The organism is Aeromonas sp. S9(2024) (assembly GCF_041403185.1).
Classification (GTDB): domain Bacteria; phylum Pseudomonadota; class Gammaproteobacteria; order Enterobacterales; family Aeromonadaceae; genus Aeromonas; species Aeromonas enteropelogenes.
In genome coordinates, this window is the sequence record NZ_JBGLRE010000001.1 from 33,836 (window position 1) to 58,153 (window position 24,318).

The following is a 24,318-nucleotide window of genomic DNA, read 5'->3' on the forward strand; positions in this document are numbered from 1 at the left end:
TATGTTTATACAAGTTGATGAGCTAAGAATTGGTCAAGTTGTAGAAGTAGCCGGCACGAGTATTAAAGTAGAGATTTCTGAAAAAATATCAGAGCTAACCAGAACACATAATGGAAGAGTATACCCCATTGGACAAATTGGTAGCATGGTGAAAATTCATTACGGCCGAAAAATTATATTCGGTTTGGTCACTATGCTGAGAATGCGCTCTGAAGAGCTAATAGATGCCGGAGTACCTATTAATGCTGATTCAGACCAAAGGCTGATGGAAGCCCAGCTCTTAGCTGAAGGCAGTTGGCTCAATCTAGAGGAACGGTTGCTTTTTAGACGAGGAATTAAAACCTACCCGCTACCTCAACAAGGTGTATATCTGCTTACAAATGAAGAGATATCACATGTATATCGTTCTGCGGAAGGTGAAAGTGATGAGGAGTTTGATCCTCTAGTGCCGTTTGCCGTGTACAGCACATCAGAAGCTACCCCATGCAGAGCCAATATAAACAAGATGTTTGGTATGCACTGTGCTGTGTTGGGTTCAACGGGTTCAGGAAAGTCAGGAACAGTAGCGGCAATTATTCATAGCGTTCTTTCACATCAACACTCAGGAAAGAACATCGCCCCTCAAATAATCATTATCGACCCTCATGGAGAGTACAGTGTAGCGTTCAGAGACCGCGCCATTTCATACAGGGCATATGATCTTATTTCAGAGAATGATCAACAAGAGAAAATTTCCCTACCTTATTGGCTAATGTCTAGTGATGAGTTTACAAGCTTAGTAATAGGTAAAACTGAATATAGTGCAACAAGTCAAAATAATATAGTTCAAAAAGCACTAACTCACTCAAGGATGGTTGCCGCAGGCATAGTAGAACCATGTCCTAATAAATTTGGGCATAACTTTTCCACAAATATAACTGATATAGAGCAAGCAGTGTTATGTGAAGGGCATGACATCAGTGAAATACTATCATTTGATCGCGACAAACCCAGACCATTTTGCTTAACCGAATTTGAAAACCACATACGATTCATACAAGGTGGACGACTTAAGGGAACGTCTCATGAGAGTTTACCAAGTTCAGAACTAGCAAAATCATCTATTCCAGATGTTCTAGATAAATTAAAAGTATTAAAACAAGATGTAAGACTGTCATTCATGATGACAAATTGGGATGCACACACTAACAATATAAAACTCCATGATGTATTAAGTCAGTTTGTTGGTGCACCTAAAACAGAACAAAAAGACATAAAAATAATAGACATTTCTGGATTACCAAATGAGGTTGCAGGCCCTCTTACAGCATTAATTTCTCGTTTGCTTTTTCAATATAAGGTTTTTCAAAATCAGAGCGAGAAGGAACGAGATCCAATACTACTAGTTTGTGAAGAAGCCCATAGATATGTACCTGACAAAGGTGAGGCACAATATGCCGCTGCTCAAGGCGCAGTAAGAAGAATTGCTAGAGAAGGTAGAAAAATTGGTATTGGTTTAATGTTAGTCAGTCAAAGACCCGCGGATGTAGATAGCACAGTTATTTCTCAATGTGGAACGTGGGTTGTATTGAGATTAACAAATGCGGCTGACCAACAACACGTCGCGCGCTTTTTACCTGACGGGCTATCAGGTATGGTTGGTGCACTATCAGTTCTATCTCAACAGGAAGCAATTTTTGTAGGAGAAGGTGCCGCACTTCCATCAAGAGTGAGGATTAATGATCTTCAAAAAGATCAATTACCTAGATCTCATACAATACCGTTCGTTAAAGGATGGGCGACTAAACGACTTGATATAAATGAGCTTGAAGCAATCTCAAAACGAATGACAGATTAATGTTTAAAAAAACCGCAGCCTTGAGCTGCGATTTTTATTTCTATTCCCCAAGCACTTTTTCACTCAAACCAAAGCCCTATTTTCCCAACCACTTACACTGCTCTCCCCTTTCAGCGGAAAAGGCGATTAACATGCACGCTAAAGTCACGGGCGGGCACAGTATTGGTTCCCCCTGCAAACCGCCGAGTCGAGTTCAACGGGTCAGGAGCGCCATCAGGGATGATGGCGCAGCCGGCATAGGGGCCAAATCGGATCAGGGCGAGCACTGCTCGACCCTGATTTGGCGCGAGAACAAGGATGTTCGAAGCGGACTTTGGCCGAAGCCATGGATGGCATAGGCCAAAGTGCCGTCTGCGGCGCTCCGTCCGACCCGTTGGACGAGACGAGGGAACCCGCGAAGCGGGCGGTTTGCCGGGGGAGAAGATCTTTGGTGTTATTTGCCAAAGAGAGCGGGTCTTTCCAAAGTCACTCGCCCCAGCCCGAAGGGCGGGCGAAACCCCGTCGAGGGCAGCGCCCTCGCGTTCTGCATGATGAAGCCATGCCATACAGGCGTTGGCTGGCATTCAGCCGGGGAATGACATTAGCTCCCCTCACCCTGGCCCTCTCCCGCAAGGGGAGAGGGGATCAGAGCGCAGGCCACCGAGGCTTAAGAGGTGTCGAGGGAAAAGGCACAAACAAAAACCGCAGCCCGAGGGCTGCAGTTTTTTATTGGGTCAACCTGTTGGCGCCAACAGCGCCACCGGCCTTAGGCACGGCGCCAGCTGGTCTTGCCGGCGCTGTCTTCCAGCACGATGCCCATCTCGGTGAGACGGTTGCGGGCAGCATCCGCTACGGCCCAGTTTTTGTCGGCACGGGCCTGGTTGCGCTCGGTGATCAGGCGCTCGATCTCGGCGACCTCTTCGTCAGCTTCATCCCCCTTGAGGAAGGCCTCGGGGTCTTGCTGCAGGATGCCAAGCACGGCGCCCAGCTCGCGCAGACGGGCACCAAGGCCTGCGGCAACATTGATGTCTTCCGCTTTCTGGCGGTTGATCTCGCGCACCAGATCGAACAGGGCGGAGTAGGCTTCCGGGGTGTTGAAGTCGTCGTCCATGGCCTCAACAAAACGGGCCACCTGTTCATCGCCACCGGCAGCAGCGGCTTCTGGCAGGTCACGCAGGGCGGTGTACATACGCTCCAGCGCGGCGCGGGCTTGCTTGAGGTTATCTTCCGAGTAGTTGAGCTGGCTGCGGTAGTGGCCGGACATCAGGAAGTAGCGGACGGTTTCCGGATCGTAGTGAGCCAGCACATCACGAATGGTGAAGAAGTTGCCGAGGGACTTGGACATCTTCTCTTTATCCACCATCACCATGCCGCTGTGCATCCAGGTGTTGACGTAGTCGCCACCGTGGGCGCAGCAGGACTGGGCGATCTCGTTCTCGTGGTGGGGGAACTGCAGATCGGAGCCACCGCCGTGGATGTCGAAGTGGTTGCCAAGGTGCTTGGAGTTCATGGCGGAGCACTCGATGTGCCAGCCAGGACGGCCCGGGCCCCAGGGGCTGTCCCAGGTCGGCTCGCCCGGCTTGGACATCTTCCACAGCACGAAGTCCAAGGGGTTCCTCTTGGCATCCACCACATCGACCCGGGCACCGGCTTGCAGCTGCTCCAGATCCTGGCCGGAAAGCTGGCCATAGTCGGCATAGGACTCGACGATGAACATGACATCGCCGTTGTCGGCCACGTAGGCGTGACCCTTGTCCAGCAGGGATTGCACCAGTTCGATGATTTCACCGATGTGCTGGGTGGCGCGCGGCTCGATATCCGGGCGCACCATGCAGAGGGCATCGAAGTCGGCGTGCATGTCGCCAATCAGGCGCTCGGTCAGCTCGTCACAGGTGACGCGGGTTTCGGCGGCGCGTTTGATGATCTTGTCATCCACGTCGGTGATGTTGCGCACATAGGTGAGATCGTAACCGGCGTAGCGCAGATAACGGGCGACCACGTCGAAGGCGACAAAGGTGCGGCCGTGGCCGATATGACAGTGATCGTAGATGGTGACACCACACACATACATGCCCACCTTGCCCGGGTGGATAGGTTTGAATTCTTCTTTTTGACGAGTGAGTGTGTTGTATATCTTCAGCATCTTATAACCACTGCCTGTGTGTAAAATGGTTGGTCATAATACCCCGTTCGACCAGAGAAAACGAGCCGGATCCCGCCTGCCATCTATGTCTTGGCGCCAGATGCACTATGCCCGCCGCCCCTGATGGGCTAGAATTGCCACCACTTTATGCCATACACCCGCGGGCCTGCCTGGCTCGCTACAAAACGAAGGGACAACTCATGGTCACTCTGCATACCAATCACGGCGACATCACCCTCACCCTGAATGCTGAAAAAGCCCCGGAAACCGTGGCCAACTTCCTGCAATACTGCCGTGACGGTCACTATGACAACACCATCTTCCACCGCGTGATCGACGGCTTCATGATCCAGGGCGGCGGCTATGCCCCGGGCTTTGAAGAGAAAGACACCCGCGCTCCCATCAAAAACGAAGCGGCCAACGGTCTGTCCAACAAGATTGGCACCATCGCCATGGCCCGCACCATGGAGCCGCACTCTGCAAGCGCCCAGTTCTTCATCAACGTGAACAACAACGACTTCCTCGACTTCAAATCCGCTACCACCCAGGGCTACGGCTACTGCGTATTCGGTGAAGTGACTGCGGGCATGGACGTGGTAAACAAGATCAAGGGCGTCAAGACCGGCAACTACGGTCGCATCCACCAGGACGTACCGGTTGAAGACGTGGTGATCACCAAGGTGACCCTTGCCGAGTGATCTCTGCCGTCTAGGCTCTGACAAAACTGCGGCCCCGGCCGCAGTTTTTCCATCTACCGCCCCAAACTGGCGCTACCTCGACTATCTGGCCCACGGCAACCCGCGCCAGCGCTCCGCCCACGCCCTGTTAAGTAACGGCCTGTGGACGCGCTTGCAAGAGCTGTGCAGCGACGTGGCCATGGTCAGTACTCTTGCCATCGGGCTGGATCGGCCGGGTAGCGATCTCGATATCCTCTGCCAGCATCCGGTGCCTGCCCACCTTGCGGCTCAACTGCGCGATCAGGGGTGGACGGCGAGCGACAAGGGGGAAGGTGTCTGGCTGCTCGAGCGACTTTTTGCCGGCCCGGACGGGCACTCCTGGCCAGTGGAGCTCTATGTCACGCCGGCTGCGGTCGAGACTCTCAACGGCTGGCGCCACCTCACCCTGATGGGCACCCTGCTGGCGCACTTTGGGGATGATTTTTATCAGGCGGTGCTGCGCCTGCGCCTTGAAGAAGGCCTGAAAGGAGAGGCGGCCATCTGCCGCCTGCTGGGGCTAACCGGCAACCCTTACGAGGCGCTGCTGACCCTGGAGGGATGCAACCTTGCCACACTCAGGTGGCAGCGGATGCCTGATCCTGCCCGGCCAGCGGTTGTCCAGACGCCGCCATCACCCCTTGCCAGCCCCGAAACAGCCGTTCATTGCCCCTCCCCGGATCCGACCCTGAGCACCGACACGCCACCATGAGCACCCTCTTTATCAGTGACATTCACCTGTGCGCCCAGCGGCCCGACATGACGGCGGCGCTGGTGCACTTTCTCGAGCACGACGCCGTCGGCGCCGATGCCCTCTATGTGCTGGGGGATCTGTTTGAATTCTGGATTGGCGACGATGATCCCAACCCGCTCCACCAGACCATCGCCGACGCCTTTTTGGCCCTGAGCCAGCAAAGCGTGCCCATCTACTTTATCCACGGCAACCGCGACTTTCTGCTGGGCCAGCAGTATGCCAAACGCGCCGGCATGACATTACTGGGGGATCCTTGCGTCATCGAGCTCTATGGCGAGCGGGTGGTGCTGAGTCACGGGGATCTGCTCTGCACCCTGGATGAGGGGTATCAGAAGTTTCGTCGCATCACCCAGCTCAAATGGCTACGCTGGCTCTTTCTGCGCCTGCCGCTCCCCCGCCGGCAGGCCATCGCCTGCAAGATGCGCGGCCAAAGCCAGATGGAAAATGCCTACAAGAGCCAGAGCATCATGGACGTGACGCCCGCGGCGGTGGATGCCATGCTGCGCAGCCACGACTGCCGGATGATGATCCATGGCCACACCCACAGGCCCGCCATCCACGACTTTACCCTGGACGGCCAGCCGGTGCGGCGCATCGTGCTGGGGGACTGGTTCGAGCAAGGGTCTGTGCTGGTCTGCCGCCCGGGCGAGCAACGGCTGGAGCAGCGCCCCCTCCCCCGGGCAGACACTGCATCGCAGGGGTAAGCGAGCATTTACCCGCGCAGGCCAAAAGCATGCGCGCCACATAACGAAAGAGGCCATGACCCCGACGGGTCATGGCCTCTTTTTATTGGGCAAAGGACTGGTTCGATACGCGCCAGCCGCGATGGCGTCAGATTGCCATCTGCTCGTGGGGGGAGCCGTGGTGGCGCAGCCAGACAAAGCTCAGCGCCACAATCAGCACCATCAGGGTCATGATGGCCCCCAGGGTCACCTGGCCGGTCATCGGGAAGCAGGCCGCCAGCAGGGTGACGACACCCGCCCCCAGGTTCTGCATGCCGCCCAGGATAGCCCCTGCTGTACCCGCCTGACCCGGGAAGGGCTCGATGGCGCAAGAGGTCGCGGTCGGGTAAAGGATGCCGCTCCCGATGAAGTAGACGGCAGCGCCCCCGATCAGTGACGCAGCACTCACTAACCCGAACAGGCCCGGCAGCAGGATGATGAGCGAGCCGAGTGCCAAAAATGCGATGCCCAGACGCATCAGCTTGCCCTGGCTCAGGCGAAAGCTCAGCTTGGCCGAGAGCCAGGCCCCGAACAGATAACCCGGCAGCGGCAGTACAAACAGCACGCTCACGGTACGGGCGCTCAGCTTCAGCACATCCCCGAGCAGCACGCCGGCTGCTGCCTCAAAGACCGCCAGACCGGAGAAGGTGGCCATCAGGCAGAGCAGGTTGCCCTGAAACTTGGGGTTGCCCAGCACATGGCGATAGGCCGCTCCCACCCGCAGCGGTTGCTGGCGAGCGCTCACCGGCAGGGTCTCGCCAAACCAGGCCATGATGGCCAAGGTTGCCACGGCGCCAAAACCGAACAGGAACCAGTAACCGGCACGCCAGTTGAACAGCTCGGTCAACCAGCCACCCAGCACGGGGGCCAGCAGCGGGGAAAAGATCACCCCCATGCTCACCAGGCTGTTGGCGCGGTTAAGCTCGGCGCCGCTATAACGGTCGCGCATCACGGTGCGACTCATGGCGCCGCCCGCACCTGTTCCCAGCCCCTGAATGAAGCTGCCCACCAGCAGGGCCGCGAAGTGGGGGATCAGCTGGATGGTCAGGGTCCCCAACAGAAACACCATCATGCCGATGATGAGCACGGGGCGACGACCGATGCGATCCGACAGCGGCCCATAGACAAACTGGGAGAGGCCATAGGGAATGAGGTAACAAGCCATCACCGCCTGCAGCTGACCGGAGGCCACCTGAAAGTCCCCCGCCATCATGGGAATGGAGGGGACATAGAGGGTCTGGGTCATCTGGCCCACAGCGACCATCAGAATGGTCAGAAAAAACAACGGATAAAAACTGTGCCGATCCATATCAGTCCCAAAAAATCGTCAAAAAGCTGCCGCCCCCCGGCGCAGAAATGGCCCGGGGGAGTCTCTTCACAGAAACAGTGAGTCAATCAAATCAGTGTTGGAAACAGGAGGCGGGGAGCCCGCCCGACCATCGCACAGGACGCTTGATGGTATGGGGGCATGATAGTGATTCAGCTCACAGAAAACGAACGAATCTTTATAATCAGCTTGCCTTAGTTTTTCTAATATTACGGGGCATTTCGCCCCGTCTGCGGTTAAAAATCAACGCGTTACCATCTGCTGCGCCTGCTTGATCAGATCCTCCGGCTGCTCCTTGCGCGGCGGAATGGTGATCCCCTTCTGGCAGGCAGGACGGGACTCCATGCGCGCCATCCAGGCCTGCAGATGGTGCAGCCCCTCGATGGAGATCCCGCTCCAGTCGTAGATCCGCACCCAGGGCCAGGTGGCAATGTCGGCGATGCTGTACTCATCGGCCAGATACTCGTGGTGGGCCAGATGGCTGTCGAGCACCTCGAACAGGCGGCGCCCCTCCTTCTGGTAACGCTCGATGGCCGCCGGGATCTTCTCGGGGAAGTAGCGGTAGAAGACGTTGGCCTGCCCCATCATGGGGCCAACCCCGCCCATCTGGAACATCAGCCACTGGATAGCCCGGGAGCGGCGCTTGGGATCCTGCGGCAAGAGCTTGCCCGCCTTCTCGGCCAGATAGAGGAGGATGGCGCCGGATTCGAACACGGCGAAATCATCGTTGCCCCGATCGACGATGGCCGGAATGCGGCCATTGGGGTTGATGGCCAGAAATTCGGGCTTTTTCTGATCCAGTGCCGACAAGTCGAGCGGGATCACCCGATAAGGCAGCCCCAGCTCCTCGAGGGCTATCGCCACCTTGAAGCCATTGGGGGTCGCGGCGGTATAAAAGTCGATCATGGTCACTCCTTGGTTACGCAGATGGGGCCACCGGGCACTCTTTCCCCCGGCGGCGGGATCCTGACCCACTCTCTAGTAACACAAACGGCGCACCCAGTGCCAGTGATGGCACTGGGTGCGCCGTTTGTCGACCGATGGCGACGAGATCAGTTGAGGGTGGCGGCCGGCTTGCGCTGGCGCAGCATGATGAGGCGGGAGAGCAGCGGGAAGTAGGATTCCAGCTTGCGCAGCAGCACCCTGCTGCTGGCGGGATTGGCGAGATCCGACTCCTCCAGCACTATGCCGTTGGAGACAAAATAGAAGCGGGGGTCGCGCACATCCGGCCCGCAGATGGCCAGCTCCCTGTCCCCCTTGCGGATCAGCAACGGCAACACCGGCAACCCTATGGTGTCATCTTCCCCGCCCAAAAAGCCGGCATCCTGCCAGGGGGTATTGCCATCGATCAGCAGGATCGCCGCCTCCGCCTTGGCTGGCTGCCACTCGGCAAGCGGCGTGACGCCGATGTTGGCAAAGTGATCGCCATACTCTCTGGATGAACGCAAAATGGCCAGTAAACCTTCACTGGCGCCGGATACGTGCTGACTGACTACTGACAAGTTCATGATTCATGTCCCTATGCTCATGACAAACTGGGTTGATTGCAGGCATAAGACTAGCGCAGATCCGGCCTATATTGGAGCCGTCATATCTGGCAGTGGCAATCGAATGGCTGAATCGGGATAACAGTTGCCATCGGTGGAAATACTGGTATCATACCGCGTCCTTTTATCCCCGTTCTTTAACATCCAGTGGTGAACCTATGCATCCGATGCTGAATATCGCCGTGCGCGCTGCGCGCAACGCCGGTCAAGTTGTAGTAAAAGCCTTCTCCCAGCCCGAGAACATTGAGGCTATCCAGAAAGGCAGCAATGACTTCGTGACCAACGTTGACCGTGAAGCCGAAGCGGCCATCATTCATACCATCAAAAAATCTTACCCGGAGCACAGCATCGTAGCTGAAGAGTCTGGTGAGACTGCCGGTACCAATCCGGATTACCAATGGATCATTGACCCACTGGATGGCACGACCAACCTTGTCAAAGGCATTCCGCACTTCGCCGTTTCCATCGCCCTGCGCGTGAAAGGCAAGACCGAACAAGCCGTTATTTACGACCCGATCCGCGACGAACTGTTCACTGCTACCCGTGGTAGCGGCGCCCAGCTGAACGGCTACCGCATCCGCGTCGGCAAGGCCCGCGAACTGGCTGGTACCGTGCTGGCCACCGGCTTCCCGTTCAAGCAGAAGCACCATATCGAGCCGTACCTGAAGATGTTCCAGAGCATGTTCATCGAGTGTGCCGACATCCGTCGCTCCGGATCCGCCGCCCTGGATCTGGCCTACGTGGCCGCCGGCCGTGTCGACGGTTTCTGGGAAATCGGCCTGAAACCTTGGGATACCGCCGCTGGCGAACTGCTGGCCAAGGAAGCGGGCGCCATCGTGACCGACTTCGTGGGTGGCCACAACTACGAAACCTCCGGCAACATAGTCGTTGCCAACCCGCGCGTGCTCAAAGAGATGCTCGGCAAGATCCGTGAAGAGCTGCCGGAGTCTCTGGCCAAATAAGCCAGCCCGTACTCGACATAACAAAAAACCGGCGCAAGCCGGTTTTTTGTTATCTGCCTCTCGTGGTTATGTATCGCTCTGATTTACTCCTGCAAGGCATTCGTGGCTTTGCGCCCTTGCAATCCAGCCCTCTACCAAACCATCTATCGCCATAACCATTTCCCATCTCTCCCCTTCCCTTCCCTTCCCTTCCCTTCCCTTCACGCTGACGCACACAGACGCTGATTGCCATCTCCCCCCTCGATATGGAGATTGGCAGGCAATAAAAAACCCGGCCTAAGCCGGGTTGATATCAGCAAGACAGGCGTCTCTTCGCGCGCCTGAATTGATCTTGGTATCAGGCAAGATGAAAGCGTCCGATAGTCTGCTTGAGGCCGGCGGCCAGCTGGCTCAACTCCAGGCAGGCGCGCGCGGTATGATCGGCGCCGAAGGCAACCTCGTTGGCCGATTCGTTGATCCGCTCCACGTTGCGCCCCAGCTCGTCGGAGACCGCATCCTGTTCGCCACAGGCACTGGCGATCTGGATCGCCATATCGGCGATCTGGGCCACTGCTTCCTCAATTTGCTGGATACCCGCCCCTGTCTGTTCGCTCTGGGTCACGCACTCGCGGATCATATCGCAGCTAAGTCCGGTCACCTCTTTGGCCTTGTTGGCACGGGCCTGCAGGGTCTCGATGATGGCCACGATCTCGCCGGTAGAGGCCTGGGTACGGCCCGCCAGGGTACGCACCTCATCGGCCACCACCGCAAAGCCACGCCCCTGCTCACCGGCACGGGCGGCCTCGATGGCGGCGTTGAGGGCCAGCAGGTTGGTCTGATCGGCGATGCCGCGGATCACGTCCACCACCACATTGATCTGGGCGGACTCGCGCTCCAGCTCGGTTACCAGCACGCCGGCCTGCTCGATCTCTTCCGCTACCCGGGTGATCGCCACCAGAGAGTTACGTACCTCCCGGTTGCCGCTGCGTGCCAGCGCATTGGCCGAGCTGGCGGATTCAGAGGCGATCTCGGTGTTGCCCGCCACATCGGCGACGGTAGCCTTCATCTGGGTCATGGCTGTCGCCACCAGAGAGATCTCCTGCTGCTGGCTCTGGATCCCCTTGGCCGACTGCTCGGAGACGGCGCTCACCTCTTCAATGGCGGTGCCCAGCTGGGTCACGGCGGCCACCACCTCTTCAATCAGGCCACGCAGGTTGTCCTGCATCTTGAGCGAGGCATTGGCCAGCGCCCCCAGTTCATCGCGCCCCAGGTTACGGCGATCCAGACGGTGAGTCAGATCCCCGCTGGCGATGGCGTTGGCTTGGGCCACCACGGCCTGCAGCGGCAGGCAGATCTGGCGGGTCAGGAACCAGGTCATCGCCATCATGAACAGCAACAGGCTGCCGATGCTGACCATGGCCAGGGTGTTGAGCATGCTGACGCTGCCAAGCAGACTGCCACGGTTCTCCTTGACAAAGTCGAGGTTGACCCCGACCAGCTCGTTGACCGCCTGTTCCAAGGCGCCGAAAGTCGCGTTGGAAGCAAACAGTTGAGCCTGCGCCTCAGCGGGTTGGCCTGTGGCCAGCAGCTGATCGAACTCGCTCACCGAGCGGCGATAGCTCAACCAGTGCTGCTTGGCCCGGTTGAATACCTGACGCTCATAAGCCGCTCCGACCGTCGCCTCATAGGCCTGGAAGCTGGTCTCTACCTTCTGGATGTTGTTCTGGATCCGGCCACGGCGGGCCTGCAGATCGGCACTGTCATCCACCATCAACAGGGCAAACTGGGCCCGGCGCACATAGGAGACGTCATAGAGCAGGTTTTCCACCGACAGCACGCTCGGCAGGGTCGAGTCGGTAAAGTTCAGCACCCGATCACGCACGCTGCGCAGCTCGCTGGAGAGAAACAGACCGAACAGCACGTTGACGGCGGCGATGATCGCAAAGACCACGGCAATCTTCTTGCCGATGGAGAGATTCTTGTAAAACATGGTGGCAGTGGGTCCTCGACTGCTGACTGGGTGTGGAGTGTGGCGATCACATCCCTGTGAGCTGATACCCGGGCCATCCTGACGGGGAGATGCACAAAACGCGGGAAGAGGGCATTTGGCAAAGTCGCGCACTCTAGCACAAGGCGACAATGCCTTCATTTTTATTAAGAAAATTTAAATGGTGTTAATTCCTCCAGCGCCAAGGCCTCAGGCGGATGCCCTATGCCAGTGCCCAACAGCATGCTATTTAGCTATGGGGACAATCGCCTGACTCGGGTAGACAAGGCGTAGGCGCAGGGATGTAATGAGCCTTCTCTCTTTCTCATAAGGTAACCCGATGGACGATATGTCAGCCCTGCCCGCTTCCTCCTGGTCCCAACAACTGCGCGCCCAGATGCAATCCCGCCCCCGAACGGCCATCGGTCTCTTCATCGCGCTGGTGGCCGTATTGTTGCTGCTGTTGCAGAGCCTCGTCATGCTGGCGACGGAGGAGATCAGCAGCGGCATCCGTTATGGCCTCATCGGCGGGGCCGCCGGCTTTGCTGCCACCGCCCTCGGTGCCCTGCCCGCCCTCTTTCTGCGCGCCGTGCCGCAGCGGGTGGAGGATTCCATGCTCGGCTTTGCCGCCGGCATGATGCTAGCTGCCAGCGCTTTCTCCCTGCTGCTGCCGGGGCTTGATGCCGCCAGCGACATCACGGGCAACGGCTTTGCTGCCGCCGCCGTGGTGGTGGCGGGGATGACCCTCGGGGTGCTGCTGATGCTGGGACTGGATCAGTTCACCCCGCACGAACACGACAAGACTGGCCCCTGCGGCCCGGGCCATGAGCAGTGCTCCCGGGTCTGGCTGTTTGTCTTTGCCATCGCCCTGCACAACCTGCCGGAGGGGATGGCCATCGGGGTCAGCTTCTCCCAGGGGGACATGTCGGTGGGATTGCCGCTCACCACCGCCATCGCCCTGCAGGACATTCCGGAAGGGTTGGCGGTAGCGCTTGCCATGTGCGCCGCCGGTTTTCGCCCGCCACTGGCCGTGCTGGTCGCCATCGGCAGCGGCCTGCTCGAACCCCTCGGCGCCCTGCTCGGGGTCGGGCTCTCCAGCGGCCTGGCCATCGCCTATCCCATCGGTCTGGGCCTGGCGGCCGGCGCCATGCTGTTTGTGGTCTCCCATGAGGTGATCCCAGAGACTCACCGCAACGGCCATCAAACTCACGCCACCCTCGGCCTGATGGCGGGTTTTGCCCTGATGATGACCCTGGACACCGCCCTCGGTTAAGCGATCACCATCCCTGCCCTCGTTACTTGTGGCGCCTCGCGTTGGGGCGCCTGGGTTGCTCCCTGGCATTTCTCTTCTGGCGCTCGGCGCCGTCTTCATCTTTTGTTATGATCTACAGCAACTTAAATACAGCCTGACGGCTATCAAGACGAGGTCAGTGATGAAAGTAGGTATTATCGGCGCCATGGAACAAGAAGTGGCCCTGCTGCGCAGCCAGCTGAGCAACGCCATCACCCTGCAACTGGGTGGCTGCGAGTTTTATCAGGGGATGCTGGCCGGCAAAGAGGTGATCCTGACCCGCTCCGGCATCGGCAAGGTTGCCGCCAGCGTGGCCACCAGCCTGCTGCTGGAAAAATTTGCCCCTGATTGCGTGATCAATACCGGCTCTGCGGGCGGTTTTGCCCAGGATCTGCATATCGGTGACGTGGTGATCGCCAGCGAAATGCGCTTCCATGACGTGGACGTGACCGCTTTCGGCTACGAGATGGGCCAGATGGCACAGCAACCCGCCGCCTTCCCCTGCGACGAAAAGCTGATCACTGTGGCACGTGAGTGCATCGCCGAGCAGGGCAAGCACCAGACCAAGATTGGCCTCATCTGCACCGGTGATCAGTTCATGTGCAAGCCGGAGGCCATCGCCAAGGCACGCGCCGACTTCCCGCAAATGCTGGCGGTCGAGATGGAAGGGGCTGCCATCGGCCAGGTATGCCACATGTTCAAGGTGCCCTATCTGGTGGTGCGCGCCATGTCTGACATCGCGGGCAAGGAGCAGGTGGAATCCTTCGACGCCTTTATCGAGGTGGCCGGTCAACACTCGGCCGAAGTGATCATCAAGATGCTCGGCAAGCTGTGATCCCAATCGCATCGCTCGAACCGATGGCCACCGATCTGCTTTCCACGACGGCGGCCATCATGTTGGGGGCCGCCTTGCTGGAGGCCCTCATTCCCCGCCCCGCCCACATCCGGCTCTCGGCACTCACTCCGCTGCTCACCCGCCTTGGCCACAAGGTACACAGGGCGGACGGCTCGCCCAGGCAGCAGCTACAAGCCGGCGTGCTGGCGATGCTGGTGGTTTGGCTGCCCTGCGCAGCTGGCCTCTGGTCGGTGCGCAATCTGGCCCTGAGCGAACCTCTGTTCGATCTGCTGTTTCTGCTGCTGATGATTGAATCCCGTCCGCTGCGGGAGCTGGCGAGCGCCACCCGCACCCTTGCCTGCCAGGAGACGCTGCCACTGGCACGACTGCAGGCCGTGCCCTGGCTCAAGCGGGAGACAAGCAAACTCTCGGTCATGGGGATTGCCAAGGCTGTGAGCGAGAGCTGCGCCCTGCGCCTGGTAGGACAATGGGCCGGCCCCCTGCTGGGATATGCGGTGGCTGGCGTGCAGGGTGCCCTGCTCTGGCGACTGACCCAGCTGATGAGCCTGGGCTGGAGCATGAAGGATCCCGCATTCAGCCACTTTGGCCGCGCGGCGAGCGCCTTCTATCAGGCGCTCAATGCCCCGACCGTACTGCTGCTTGGCTTGCCCCTGCTACTGACCCGTCTCAAGCGTACGGGCTGGCTGCTACGCAGCGGTGTGCTCTGGCCCTATCCTGCCATGGGCATCCTGCTGGTGCTGCTGGCGGACAAGTTTCAGACCCGGCTGGGGGGCCCACGCTACTACCAGGGCACACTGCAACGCTGGCCCGTGCTGGGGCTCGGACAGGATCCCGGCGCCGACATGGCCACGCGGGTGCTCAATGTCTTGCAAGGAACAGGCTGGGGATGGCTGCTGGTCGCCCTGGCGTTGACTCTGGTGGAACGCTGGCATGCTTAGACACACAGGTAAATGGATGGGGTTGCTGGCAGGTTTGCCATTTTTGGCGATGGCGGCGACCCCGGAGCGGGTGGTGAGTGTGGTCCCTCACCTCACCGAGCTTCTCTATGATATCGGGGCCGGCGACAAGCTGGTGGCCGTTGATGATGCCTCCGACTATCCATCCGAGGTGACAGACAAGCCCAAGGTGGCGAATTACCGCAGCATCAATGTGGAAGCATTGCTGGCCCAGAAGCCGGATCTCATTCTCGCCTGGCGATCCGCCCAGTCGCGCATGCTGGCACCGCTGGAAAAGCTCGGCATTCAGGTGTTCTACTCCGAGCCCACCGATTTTGATTCACTGGCTGGCGAGATGCGGGCCCTTGGCAAGATGCTGGGGGTTGAGCAACGCGCCAACGAGGCGGCCGATCGCTATCTGGCCAGGCTGGCGGCTCTCAGGCAACGCTACGGCCAGCCGACCGGCGTCAAGGTGTTCTACCAGCTCTGGTACCCGCCGCTGACCAGTGCCAGCGGCCACGCCTGGCCCGCCCAGGCCATCGAGCTGTGTGGCGGCATCAATGTGATGGCCCATGCCAAGACCCCGTACCCCCAAGTCAGCCAGGAGCAGGTGATCAAGGCCAACCCCGAGCTCATTCTGGCGGGCAGTGGCGATCCGGGCGCTCTGGCGCACTGGCAACAGTGGACCATGATAGACGCGGTCAAGCAGGGACGACTGGCCCTCATCAACTCGGATGAGCTGCACCGCTTCACCCCGAGAGCCCTCAATGCCGTGGAGCAGATCTGCTCCGCCATCTGGCAGAACCGGGCTACGCCCGTTACGTCGCCTTAAGTCGTCATTACAATTTACTTTGAGAGTGATGACGTAAGTGCGTGCTTTAAAAGCGTTTTTGCGAATGGATCACACTCTTTGCATAAAAAGCTGGTACTTTATTTGCTAGCATATGATTCATCTACTGTTTTTCTGACGAGAAGCCCGCAATGTTCAATGATAAAACGCTACTCATCACGGGTGGCACCGGCTCGTTTGGCAAGAAACTGGTCAAGACAGTACTGGAGCGTTACAAACCTAAACGCCTCATTATCTATTCCCGTGACGAGCTGAAACAGTTCGAGATGCAGCAGGTCTTCGATGCTCCCTGCATGCGTTATTTCATTGGCGATGTGCGGGATGCCAACCGCTTGACCATGGCGATGCGCGGGGTGGATTACGTAGTCCATGCCGCCGCCCTCAAGCAGGTTCCAGCCGCTGAATACAACCCCATGGAATGCATCAAGACCAATATTCACGGGGCCGAGAACGTCATCCAGGCCGCCTTGATCAATCAGGTGAAGAAGGTCATCGCGCTTTCCACCGACAAGGCCGCCAACCCGATCAACCTCTACGGAGCCACCAAGCTGGCCTCCGACAAGTTGTTCGTCGCTGCCAACAATATCGCGGGCCAGGATCCGACCCGTTTCTCTGTGGTGCGTTACGGCAATGTGGTCGGCTCCCGTGGTTCGGTCGTCCCCTTTTTCCAAAAGCAGATCGATCAGGGTGCAGACTCACTGCCCATCACCCACGAGGAGATGACCCGCTTCTGGATCACCTTGCAGCAGGGGGTGGATTTTGTGCTGCGCAACTTCGAGCGGATGAAGGGGGGGGAAATTTTTGTTCCCAAGCTCCCTTCCGTTCGCATCACGGATCTCGCCCTTTCCATGGCACCCGAGCTGCCGCACAAGATTGTCGGCATCCGCCCGGGCGAAAAAATGCACGAAGTGATGTGCCCTGCTGACGACTCCTATCACACCTTTGAGTTCGACGACTTCTTCATCATCGGGCCGACCATCAACTTCAACAACCGCAACAACGACTTCTCGAAGACCGCCGCCGGCGAGAAGGGAAAGATGGTCGACTCGGGGTTTGAGTACAACTCTCGCAACAACCCGGTCTTTCTGACCATAGAAGAGCTCAAGCAACTCAATCAGCAAGTGGTGATGGAATGATCCCGTACGGCAGACAATCGATCAGTGAAGCGGACATCGAGGCCGTGGTGGAGGTCCTGAGATCCGACTTTCTGACCCAGGGACCAGTAGTGCCTCGTTTCGAGCAAGCTGTTGCCGACTATTGCTGCGCCCGTTTCGGGGTCGCCGTCAACTCCGGCACCGCCGCCCTGCACATTGCCTGCCTGGCGTTGGGAGTGGGCCCAGGTGACTGGGTCTGGACCTCTCCCATCAGCTTCGTGGCCTCTGCCAACTGCGCCCTCTATTGCGGCGCCCGAGTCGATTTTGTCGATATCGAACCCGATACCGGTAATATGTGCGCCGTGGAGCTGGAACGAAAACTGGTGGCAGCCAAGGCCGAAGATCGCCTTCCCAAGGTGGTGATCCCAGTGCACTTCGCGGGCCTGCCCTGCGACATGAAAGAGATCCACCGCCTGGGGCAAGAATATGGTTTTCGCATCATCGAAGATGCCTGCCACGCCCTCGGTGCTCGCTATCACGACGAACCCACCGGCAACGGTCGCTACAGTGACATCACGGTCTTCAGCTTCCACCCGGTGAAGATCATCACCACGGGGGAAGGTGGCATGGCCATGACCAATGACCCCGCACTGGCCAAGACCATGCGCCTGCTGCGCAGCCACGGCATCACCCGCGAACCGGAAGACTTTATCAACGAGTCGGACGGCCCCTGGTACTACGAGCAGCAAATGCTCGGCTTCAACTACCGTATGACGGATATCCAGGCCGCTCTGGGGTTAAGCCAGATGGCAAATTTAGAGGCATGGATTGAAAAACGTGGCGAGCTGGCCCGCCGCTACTTCGAAGCATTGGCGCCGGAGCTACTCCCTCGCTATTTCAGTGAAGAAAGGCGCAGTGCCTTCCATCTTTATGTACACCGCGTAGCCCCCGAGCAGCGCCTCCGTATCTTTGAGCAACTGCGGGCCCAAGGCATCGGTGCTAACGTGCACTATATGCCGATTTACAAACAGCCGTGGTATCAAAAATTAATTCAGATGCGCCAGCCAAATGCCGAACGGTTCTATACTGGAGCAATTACTTTGCCACTTTATCCCATTATTCGATGTGATGCGCAATCAAAAATAATTACGATATTATTGAAGAATATTAAAGCTCATTTTTGATATTTCTTCAGGTACTACAATATAACGAATTAGTCAGAGCAATATATATTCAGTATCATGTTATTTTGGGTCAAAAAACTTTAATCTAACGATCCGTTTGTAACAAGAGGACATAAAATAAAAACACCGGTTTAAACCGGTGTTTGATGAACCAGTCACATATAATCTAGCTATCGTTTTTTTGCCACATAAATCAGAAATAGCCCTTCAGTGTCATTCTCTACATCCCCTATGATAGGATCATGCTGTGACCATACCTCTTCAACTGATAATCCTGCAGATTCGAGAGCCTCAGTCATCTCACTATTAGTATAGTGTTTTATATGATAGGGGAAACGTTCAATATTAAAAGGTAGTTTTTCTTGATTAGGAGTTGAGACAATAAAATACCCATTATTTTTTAGCAACCTGACGATGTCAGATAAAAATAATGATGTAAAGTCAATATGTTCAAACGTCTCAAACGAGACAATTGCAGAATATTCTTCCTTCAAATTAGATATATCAGCAAGATCAAGAACACTATAATTTACATTTTTGTTATTATAATGTTTATTTGCAAAATCAATTGCTTCCTCAGATATATCTATACCTGTAACATTAGCACACGACTTGGATAATATAAAGGAACCATAGCCGATACCACATGCGGCATCCAACACATGATCTGTACTATTTAGATATCTTGTGGCAAACTCATACCTATTTCTATGGTCAGCTCTAATCAAACGCAATGATGAAGATATCTGTCTTTCACCTTTATCCATTGTTTTCTTAGCAACAGCATGTAGATGATAATTATCTTCAACATATACTTCTATATTGGAGAAACCTATACGCCCCAATAAAAATTCTAACCTTCTTTTATTGTATCCAGATTTATGCACATCCCAATAACTAGTATTATAATCTTTAAGATTTGGATTACATTCATCCTGCCACCCCCAAAAACCCGCAAATGCATGCCTCGCATCAGATTTAGGATTGCACAGTGTGTCTTCTGACCATTCGGCACTGAGCCATTGTTGAGCATGATAATCCATATCGGGAACAATTACGTGAATACTACCGCCTACTTTTAAAGCTTCATACCAGTCTCTTAATGCACAATCTGCTTCCATTGTTGTTAAATGCTCTAGCATATGCCTTGAATATATTTCATCCACATTATGTATATTTGAAGAAAGCTCCCATGCTGGGCATATAATATCAATCCCAGGTAACGCTCTAACATCTGTATGAATAAAACCATCCCGACGGTCATTACCTGCACCTACATATATTTTCTTCATTAATATTTACCTGTCGTTAGCCAACTGAAATATAAAGGATCTACACTATATATCGAAACTTGAGAACTAATAATTGCAGCTAAAATCTTATCATTTTTTAAACATGGGTGTTCTAAAAGACAATTACCTTCACAATAAATATCTTTTCCTGCTAACGCAGCCTCGAAGATAACTGTTGAATTAATTCCATGAATCCTTTCAGCACCTAAAATAAGCGCTCTTGAGTCTTCATGAACAATGATAGCATTGCCAAAATCATAACTATATGAATTCAAATCTTTAGGGTGTGGTTTAAAAACTACTTTCAAATGACTATTTTTATAAAATTTATTTATATAATCAATAAAATCCTGCATACCATGATGGAATTGGGAGTTCATCATAATATTAGAATCATCTGGTAGCTGAAGTGGACAAAAGACATAGTCATGTTCTAGTTTAAATGGATTCACATTCTCAAAAAACTGTTTCTTTAAAGCAGCTAGTTTTTGATAGTCGGAGTCAGAAATCCATCCCAAATCATCAGTTGCCAACTCCCGATTGGCATTTATTCCCATTCTATCAAGATAGAAATATTCTTTTTGAGGAAAAAAACCGCACTCCGCATAAAGAAACTTCTTACCTATACTATGAATAAATTTTTTCACATCATCAAAGAGTACAGGTATAGAACCATTCCATAATACGATTGATATTGCATTTTTCAAGATAGAAAATTGATATTTTTGCCATGGATGAATTATTGCCACTGAAAATCCTTGACGCTTAATCTCAGATATTAAAGTTGACATCCAATAAGCACAGTGATCATTATAGTATGAGTCGATGATAACAACTTGAGGGATTGAATCTAATTTTTTTAATGAATAGGCACTCCACTCTTCATAACTGCCAATACCTACATACGGAGAAAAATCTACAAATGTCAAACTTTCTATTTTTTTTATACCGCGACACTCTTCATAAATATTTTTGGCAATTTCATATCGCATAGTAGAGCCAATAACAACTATGCTAGGGCCATAATATAAATCATGTTTAACGTCAGCGATAAAATCAGATGAGTTTTTATAAATTATTGATGGTGGAGCTACACCTTTTTCATTCATGAATCTGCAAATTTTTTTCTGCGCTTCTCCTTCTCCAATAATGCACCATTCATCAATGTCTAGCCGTTCCAAATCAGGTATTTCAAAGCTAATGTTAAGCATTTCTCAAATAACCTTTTTTGTCCGTGATTGCAGCCATTTTTCAACATCGCCAGAATACATATTGACACCATATTTAGAGAATGCAGCATCTGCTGAATTCTTAATCGTTTTAATATCGTATCTTACATTATTATATTCATTATCAGATGGTCGAGCATGATCATGGATCATATAAAAATCAGATATGTTTGCAACCCTTACACCTCTTTTTAAGAGAGATATAGAAAACACTATATCTTCAAACCCAATGAACATATCTTCATCAAACATCCCATGAGAAATAAAAGAGTCAACATGATAAATTGCAGAACCACCAAATAGGAATGAACCAAAAACGATCTTTGAACTAATGGTGTTTTCCACAATTAATCTATGACACCCTCCAGGTGTAAATGGTGCAACGCTGACATCATCTCCATTAATGACTACATTTCCACCAAATGAATATATTGTATTTCCATCACTATTTAACAATGGTAAATTTATATATGGTGTTTGAAAGTCAACAATAGTCTGACAAATAGAATAAAGCGGATTATTGATAAAGAAAATGTCGTTATCAACGAAGAAAGCCCATTCTTTCGTAACATGTTTCAGAGCGCAGTTTCTACCTTTTGCAACACCATAGTTCTCATTGTTTAAGATTATTTTGTGATTTATGGTAAAATCGTCCAAGTAGCTCTGCAAATTAATTATTTCATCTTGTTTAGAGCCATTATCAAATAGAATTATTTCTCCAGAAAAGTCTGGCATTCTATCTTTTATTGACGTCAACAGTCTAACTGTCATATCAACTCGCCCGTAGGATAGAATCACAATGGCAAGATTTTCACCATTGATACCAGTTGGTCTATAGAACAGTCCACTACTATCTGAATGTGACATTATTTTCGATTGGTTAATCTTAACTATTGATCTGAGCAAAACTATTTTATGAGTTGGCACATGCAAGTTCAGCAACTGTTCATATATTTCATTCTCGAAGGAGCTAGCAATTATTATAAGATCATAACTAAGATATATGATTTCTTCTGGTCTTCTTATAAGAGTACCGTCTAATTCATTTGAATCACAATGTACGTTGTTATCAATGAAGGATATGATATTAAATCTATCTACCAGTTCTTTCTTATTCAGCTTATAGAGACTTCCTGTACCAAATACAAGAACATCTTTTTTATTTACCATATTCATGCGTTCACCGAGAACATTGATTTCGTGGATAAATTATAAATCTCTATACAAACTAATATACTGATTTATTTATAATCTCATTCCATTTTTCGACTTCATTTTGACCCGATAAAAGGATTTGCCCACAAACAGATTTAAACTGTAATACAGCCTGATGCATTGGGGAATTAAGAAAATATGTAAATGCACTCACCAATCCACTTTCACTATTATCACACAAATAACCATAACTGCCATGAGCCACCATGTCAGAGTTGCCCTCACAATCAGTGGCAATAATCGGTATGCCAAGGATTATGGCCTCGCCAATGGCAAGTGGATGTCCCTCACTAACTGAGGACGACACTAAACATTGAGCAGACCTGATATATGGATAAGGATTTTCTTTCTTCCCCAATAAAATTATATGTTCTTTCATTCCTAATGAAGATATCAAATCACCCAAAGCTGATTTCATGGGGCCATCCCCGATAATAACTAACTTGATATCTTCCAGATTATTTCTTTTAATCTTGGCAAAGGCACAAATTAACTTATCGAACCCTTTGACTGCAACCAATCGCCCAACTGCAACGATATATGGAGATGAGATTTGTGAATCATTCCCCATGTTGGACATGCGAGTAATAGTTTCAATATCAAAAATATTTCCTATGATGCTAGACTCACAACCTTGCCATCCGATTCTCTCATTAAAGCCATGCTTGACAGAACCAGATACAAAGATCATGTGGTCGATATTGGTATAAGCATCATATTCTGCTTTCAATGATGCATAATAAGGAGCACTGACATGATGAGAGCGTAGGTTTGCATGTACGCAAGCGACTTTATAGATGCTATTTATTCCTGAAACAAGATAGGTAGAAAGCCCTTCAATATATGCAATAGCAACATCGTATTTATTTCGACCGAATAATCGGGAGCATATCTCCTTGACGGGAAAATGCATAAAAAAGCAACGAGAAAGTAGCCTGTTTTCGATAGATGAAAATATTTCTATTACTGGAACTAAATGACTAAGAACATTAAAGTATTCCCCCCCCCCTTCAATGACAATCACAAATACTTTTTCTTTATCTTCAAGCCTACGGCATAAATTTAATAATGCTCTCTCAGCCCCACCATTTCCTAAAGAGTTCATTACTATCAATTTTTTCTTTGTTAATGATAATAATGATATCCTATTTGTTGCTCGCATAAATTCGTCATGCGCAACTAAATAATGAGCCACACTCTCACGAATCAAAAGATCATCATACACATTTACAATAACATTATCATCTATACCAAGAGAAATTAGTTTTTCCTTTATCTCCTCAAAATACATACTAGTGATAATAATAAGTTCAAAATTCAGATAAATAATATCCGAAGGAGATATAATCCTAACCCCATCATTCAATTTACCATGTTGTTTTATGTCATTATCTGAAATGGCAACTAGTTGATAGTTGGATTTTATAAACGGTGAGAATGCTCTAAACAAGCCACCAGCACCGAAGGCAATCACTTTCTTCATAATTATACCCATCAAGCTAATTGTGATTCAGCCAAAAATACAAAATCATTCCGATATGGCCCATGATTTTTATAAAGGTGGCGCGGTACCTTGTTTACCAAGCAAATTCTTAACCATCGCTCTTCAATTACGAAGAATTCATCTGGCTGCTTTAACTTTAACCTTATATCACTCAAAAGCGAGCCAGCAGCGAGTACTTCGGATGCCTCCATAACGGATAACTCAATGATCTTGCGCCATAATACAAGAGAGCTAATATTTCCACCAAGCTGATCGGCATATATTTGAGTAACTTTGGCAAATCCTGATGATTGTATTTCTCGATATGTTTCACTTACCTGTTGGGGGTGTGTTCTATAGTAAACAAGTATGCATCTCAGGTTATGAAATTTCCATTTCTCATTAGCTGCTATTTTGCACCACAGGGCGACATCTTCGATATGAGGCCACTGGGCGTCATACTTATATTTATCAAATACTTTCTTTCTTATTAAAACAGAAGAATGTTGAAATCCCGAAGTCCTGAACATGAGCAGATTTTTTATGAAATTGTCATCCTGTCGATGATGCCACACTTCATTTTTCTCACCAAAAAGTTTGGCCCACCCACCTAATATATACACATCAGAATGATTGTTCATGAATTCAATTTGCTTTTCAAGTCTATTCGCAACAGAAATATCGTCAGCATCCATTCGCGCGATATATTTTCCTCGTGCGAGTTTTATCGCTTTATTCAGGCTATGTACCAAACCCGCATTGCTCTGACGATATAGCTTTATACGCGGATCTTGTCTCGAAAATACTTGTAGAATGTGATGTGTGTTGTCTGTTGAACCATCATCTATGATGATGAATTCAAAATTTTTAAACGTTTGTGACAGAATACTATTAACTGCCTCTGCAACAAAACTTTCACAATTATAAACAGTCATAACT

The 24,318-nt window shown here is 52.3% G+C and carries 21 protein-coding genes; 11 read left to right on the top strand and 10 right to left on the bottom strand.

The window, feature by feature from the left end; genetic code table 11:
• The first annotated feature begins 1 nt into the window (after position 1).
• A complete protein-coding gene (locus tag ACB028_RS00130) occupies positions 2 to 1,837 on the top strand; it encodes an ATP-binding protein (RefSeq protein ID WP_371143177.1) in 1,836 nt (611 codons plus the stop codon).
• Positions 1,838 to 2,582: 745 nt separating this feature from the next.
• On the opposite strand, the gene cysS is transcribed toward ACB028_RS00130, so the two are convergent.
• Entirely contained in the window at positions 2,583 to 3,959 is a 1,377-nt protein-coding gene (gene cysS / locus ACB028_RS00135; protein ID WP_371143178.1) for a cysteine--tRNA ligase, read from the bottom strand.
• Positions 3,960 to 4,159: 200 nt separating this feature from the next.
• On the opposite strand from cysS, the gene ACB028_RS00140 reads away from it, so the two are divergent.
• The 3 genes from ACB028_RS00140 to lpxH are packed head-to-tail and all read left to right on the top strand — an operon-like array spanning position 4,160 to position 6,130.
• On the top strand, positions 4,160 to 4,657 hold the full coding sequence (locus ACB028_RS00140) for a peptidylprolyl isomerase (protein ID WP_026457729.1): 498 nt from the start codon (positions 4,160 to 4,162) through the stop codon (positions 4,655 to 4,657).
• Positions 4,647 to 5,384, top strand: coding sequence for a DUF4269 domain-containing protein (locus ACB028_RS00145; RefSeq protein ID WP_371143179.1), 738 nt, complete (start codon positions 4,647 to 4,649; stop codon positions 5,382 to 5,384). Before ACB028_RS00140 ends, ACB028_RS00145 begins: the two co-directional genes overlap by 11 nt.
• Entirely contained in the window at positions 5,381 to 6,130 is a 750-nt protein-coding gene (lpxH, locus tag ACB028_RS00150; protein ID WP_371143180.1) for a UDP-2,3-diacylglucosamine diphosphatase, read from the top strand. Before ACB028_RS00145 ends, lpxH begins: the two co-directional genes overlap by 4 nt.
• Before the next feature lie 127 nt (positions 6,131 to 6,257).
• On the opposite strand, the gene emrD is transcribed toward lpxH, so the two are convergent.
• From emrD to ACB028_RS00165, 3 genes are all read right to left on the bottom strand, one after another.
• Positions 6,258 to 7,457 (bottom strand): multidrug efflux MFS transporter EmrD, encoded by a 1,200-nt coding sequence (gene emrD, locus ACB028_RS00155; protein ID WP_042071809.1) that lies wholly within the window; start codon positions 7,455 to 7,457, stop codon positions 6,258 to 6,260.
• A 261-nt stretch (positions 7,458 to 7,718) separates the two neighbouring features.
• Entirely contained in the window at positions 7,719 to 8,381 is a 663-nt protein-coding gene (locus ACB028_RS00160) for a glutathione S-transferase family protein (protein ID WP_371143181.1), read from the bottom strand.
• Between the two features lie 146 nt (positions 8,382 to 8,527).
• A complete protein-coding gene (locus ACB028_RS00165) occupies positions 8,528 to 8,983 on the bottom strand; it encodes a hypothetical protein (protein WP_042071811.1) in 456 nt (151 codons plus the stop codon).
• A gap of 197 nt (positions 8,984 to 9,180) precedes the next feature.
• Between ACB028_RS00165 and suhB the strand changes: the two genes are divergently transcribed.
• Positions 9,181 to 9,984 (top strand): inositol-1-monophosphatase, encoded by an 804-nt coding sequence (gene suhB / locus ACB028_RS00170; protein ID WP_026458137.1) that lies wholly within the window; start codon positions 9,181 to 9,183, stop codon positions 9,982 to 9,984.
• A 337-nt stretch (positions 9,985 to 10,321) separates the two neighbouring features.
• Here suhB and ACB028_RS00175 read toward each other — a convergent pair whose 3' ends face one another.
• Complete coding sequence (locus tag ACB028_RS00175) at positions 10,322 to 11,953, bottom strand: methyl-accepting chemotaxis protein (protein WP_371143182.1); 1,632 nt, start codon at positions 11,951 to 11,953, stop codon at positions 10,322 to 10,324.
• A gap of 337 nt (positions 11,954 to 12,290) precedes the next feature.
• Between ACB028_RS00175 and ACB028_RS00180 the strand changes: the two genes are divergently transcribed.
• The 6 genes from ACB028_RS00180 to pseC all read left to right on the top strand — a co-directional run bounded on the left by ACB028_RS00180 (position 12,291) and on the right by pseC (position 18,160).
• Positions 12,291 to 13,223, top strand: coding sequence for a ZIP family metal transporter (locus ACB028_RS00180; protein WP_371143183.1), 933 nt, complete (start codon positions 12,291 to 12,293; stop codon positions 13,221 to 13,223).
• Positions 13,224 to 13,383: 160 nt separating this feature from the next.
• Complete coding sequence (gene mtnN / locus ACB028_RS00185) at positions 13,384 to 14,076, top strand: 5'-methylthioadenosine/S-adenosylhomocysteine nucleosidase (protein ID WP_371143184.1); 693 nt, start codon at positions 13,384 to 13,386, stop codon at positions 14,074 to 14,076.
• The gene (locus ACB028_RS00190) at positions 14,073 to 15,035 is read left to right on the top strand and encodes a cobalamin biosynthesis protein (protein WP_371143185.1); all 963 of its coding nucleotides are present in this window, start codon (positions 14,073 to 14,075) and stop codon (positions 15,033 to 15,035) included. The genes mtnN and ACB028_RS00190 overlap by 4 nt, the downstream gene beginning before the upstream one ends.
• A complete protein-coding gene (locus tag ACB028_RS00195; protein WP_371143186.1) occupies positions 15,028 to 15,864 on the top strand; it encodes a cobalamin-binding protein in 837 nt (278 codons plus the stop codon). Before ACB028_RS00190 ends, ACB028_RS00195 begins: the two co-directional genes overlap by 8 nt.
• Before the next feature lie 149 nt (positions 15,865 to 16,013).
• A complete protein-coding gene (gene pseB, locus ACB028_RS00200; RefSeq protein WP_216992080.1) occupies positions 16,014 to 17,018 on the top strand; it encodes a UDP-N-acetylglucosamine 4,6-dehydratase (inverting) in 1,005 nt (334 codons plus the stop codon).
• On the top strand, positions 17,015 to 18,160 hold the full coding sequence (gene pseC / locus ACB028_RS00205) for a UDP-4-amino-4,6-dideoxy-N-acetyl-beta-L-altrosamine transaminase (protein ID WP_371143187.1): 1,146 nt from the start codon (positions 17,015 to 17,017) through the stop codon (positions 18,158 to 18,160). Before pseB ends, pseC begins: the two co-directional genes overlap by 4 nt.
• Positions 18,161 to 18,330: 170 nt before the next feature.
• Here pseC and ACB028_RS00210 read toward each other — a convergent pair whose 3' ends face one another.
• From ACB028_RS00210 to ACB028_RS00230, 5 genes are read right to left on the bottom strand one after another with little or no spacing between them, the layout of a single operon-like run.
• Positions 18,331 to 19,452 carry a methyltransferase domain-containing protein gene (locus tag ACB028_RS00210; protein WP_371143188.1) on the bottom strand — a complete coding sequence of 374 codons (1,122 nt, stop codon included), beginning with the start codon at positions 19,450 to 19,452 and terminating at the stop codon, positions 18,331 to 18,333.
• Positions 19,452 to 20,663: a hypothetical protein gene (locus tag ACB028_RS00215; protein WP_371143189.1), complete on the bottom strand. Its 1,212-nt coding sequence runs from the start codon at positions 20,661 to 20,663 to the stop codon at positions 19,452 to 19,454. Before ACB028_RS00215 ends, ACB028_RS00210 begins: the two co-directional genes overlap by 1 nt.
• A gap of 3 nt (positions 20,664 to 20,666) precedes the next feature.
• Entirely contained in the window at positions 20,667 to 21,857 is a 1,191-nt protein-coding gene (locus ACB028_RS00220; RefSeq protein ID WP_371143190.1) for a glycosyltransferase family 2 protein, read from the bottom strand.
• Positions 21,858 to 21,909: 52 nt separating this feature from the next.
• Positions 21,910 to 23,379: a glycosyltransferase gene (locus ACB028_RS00225; RefSeq protein WP_371143191.1), complete on the bottom strand. Its 1,470-nt coding sequence runs from the start codon at positions 23,377 to 23,379 to the stop codon at positions 21,910 to 21,912.
• Positions 23,380 to 23,390: 11 nt separating this feature from the next.
• Positions 23,391 to 24,314 carry a glycosyltransferase family 2 protein gene (locus tag ACB028_RS00230; RefSeq protein ID WP_371143486.1) on the bottom strand — a complete coding sequence of 308 codons (924 nt, stop codon included), beginning with the start codon at positions 24,312 to 24,314 and terminating at the stop codon, positions 23,391 to 23,393.
• Positions 24,315 to 24,318: the final 4 nt, after the last annotated feature.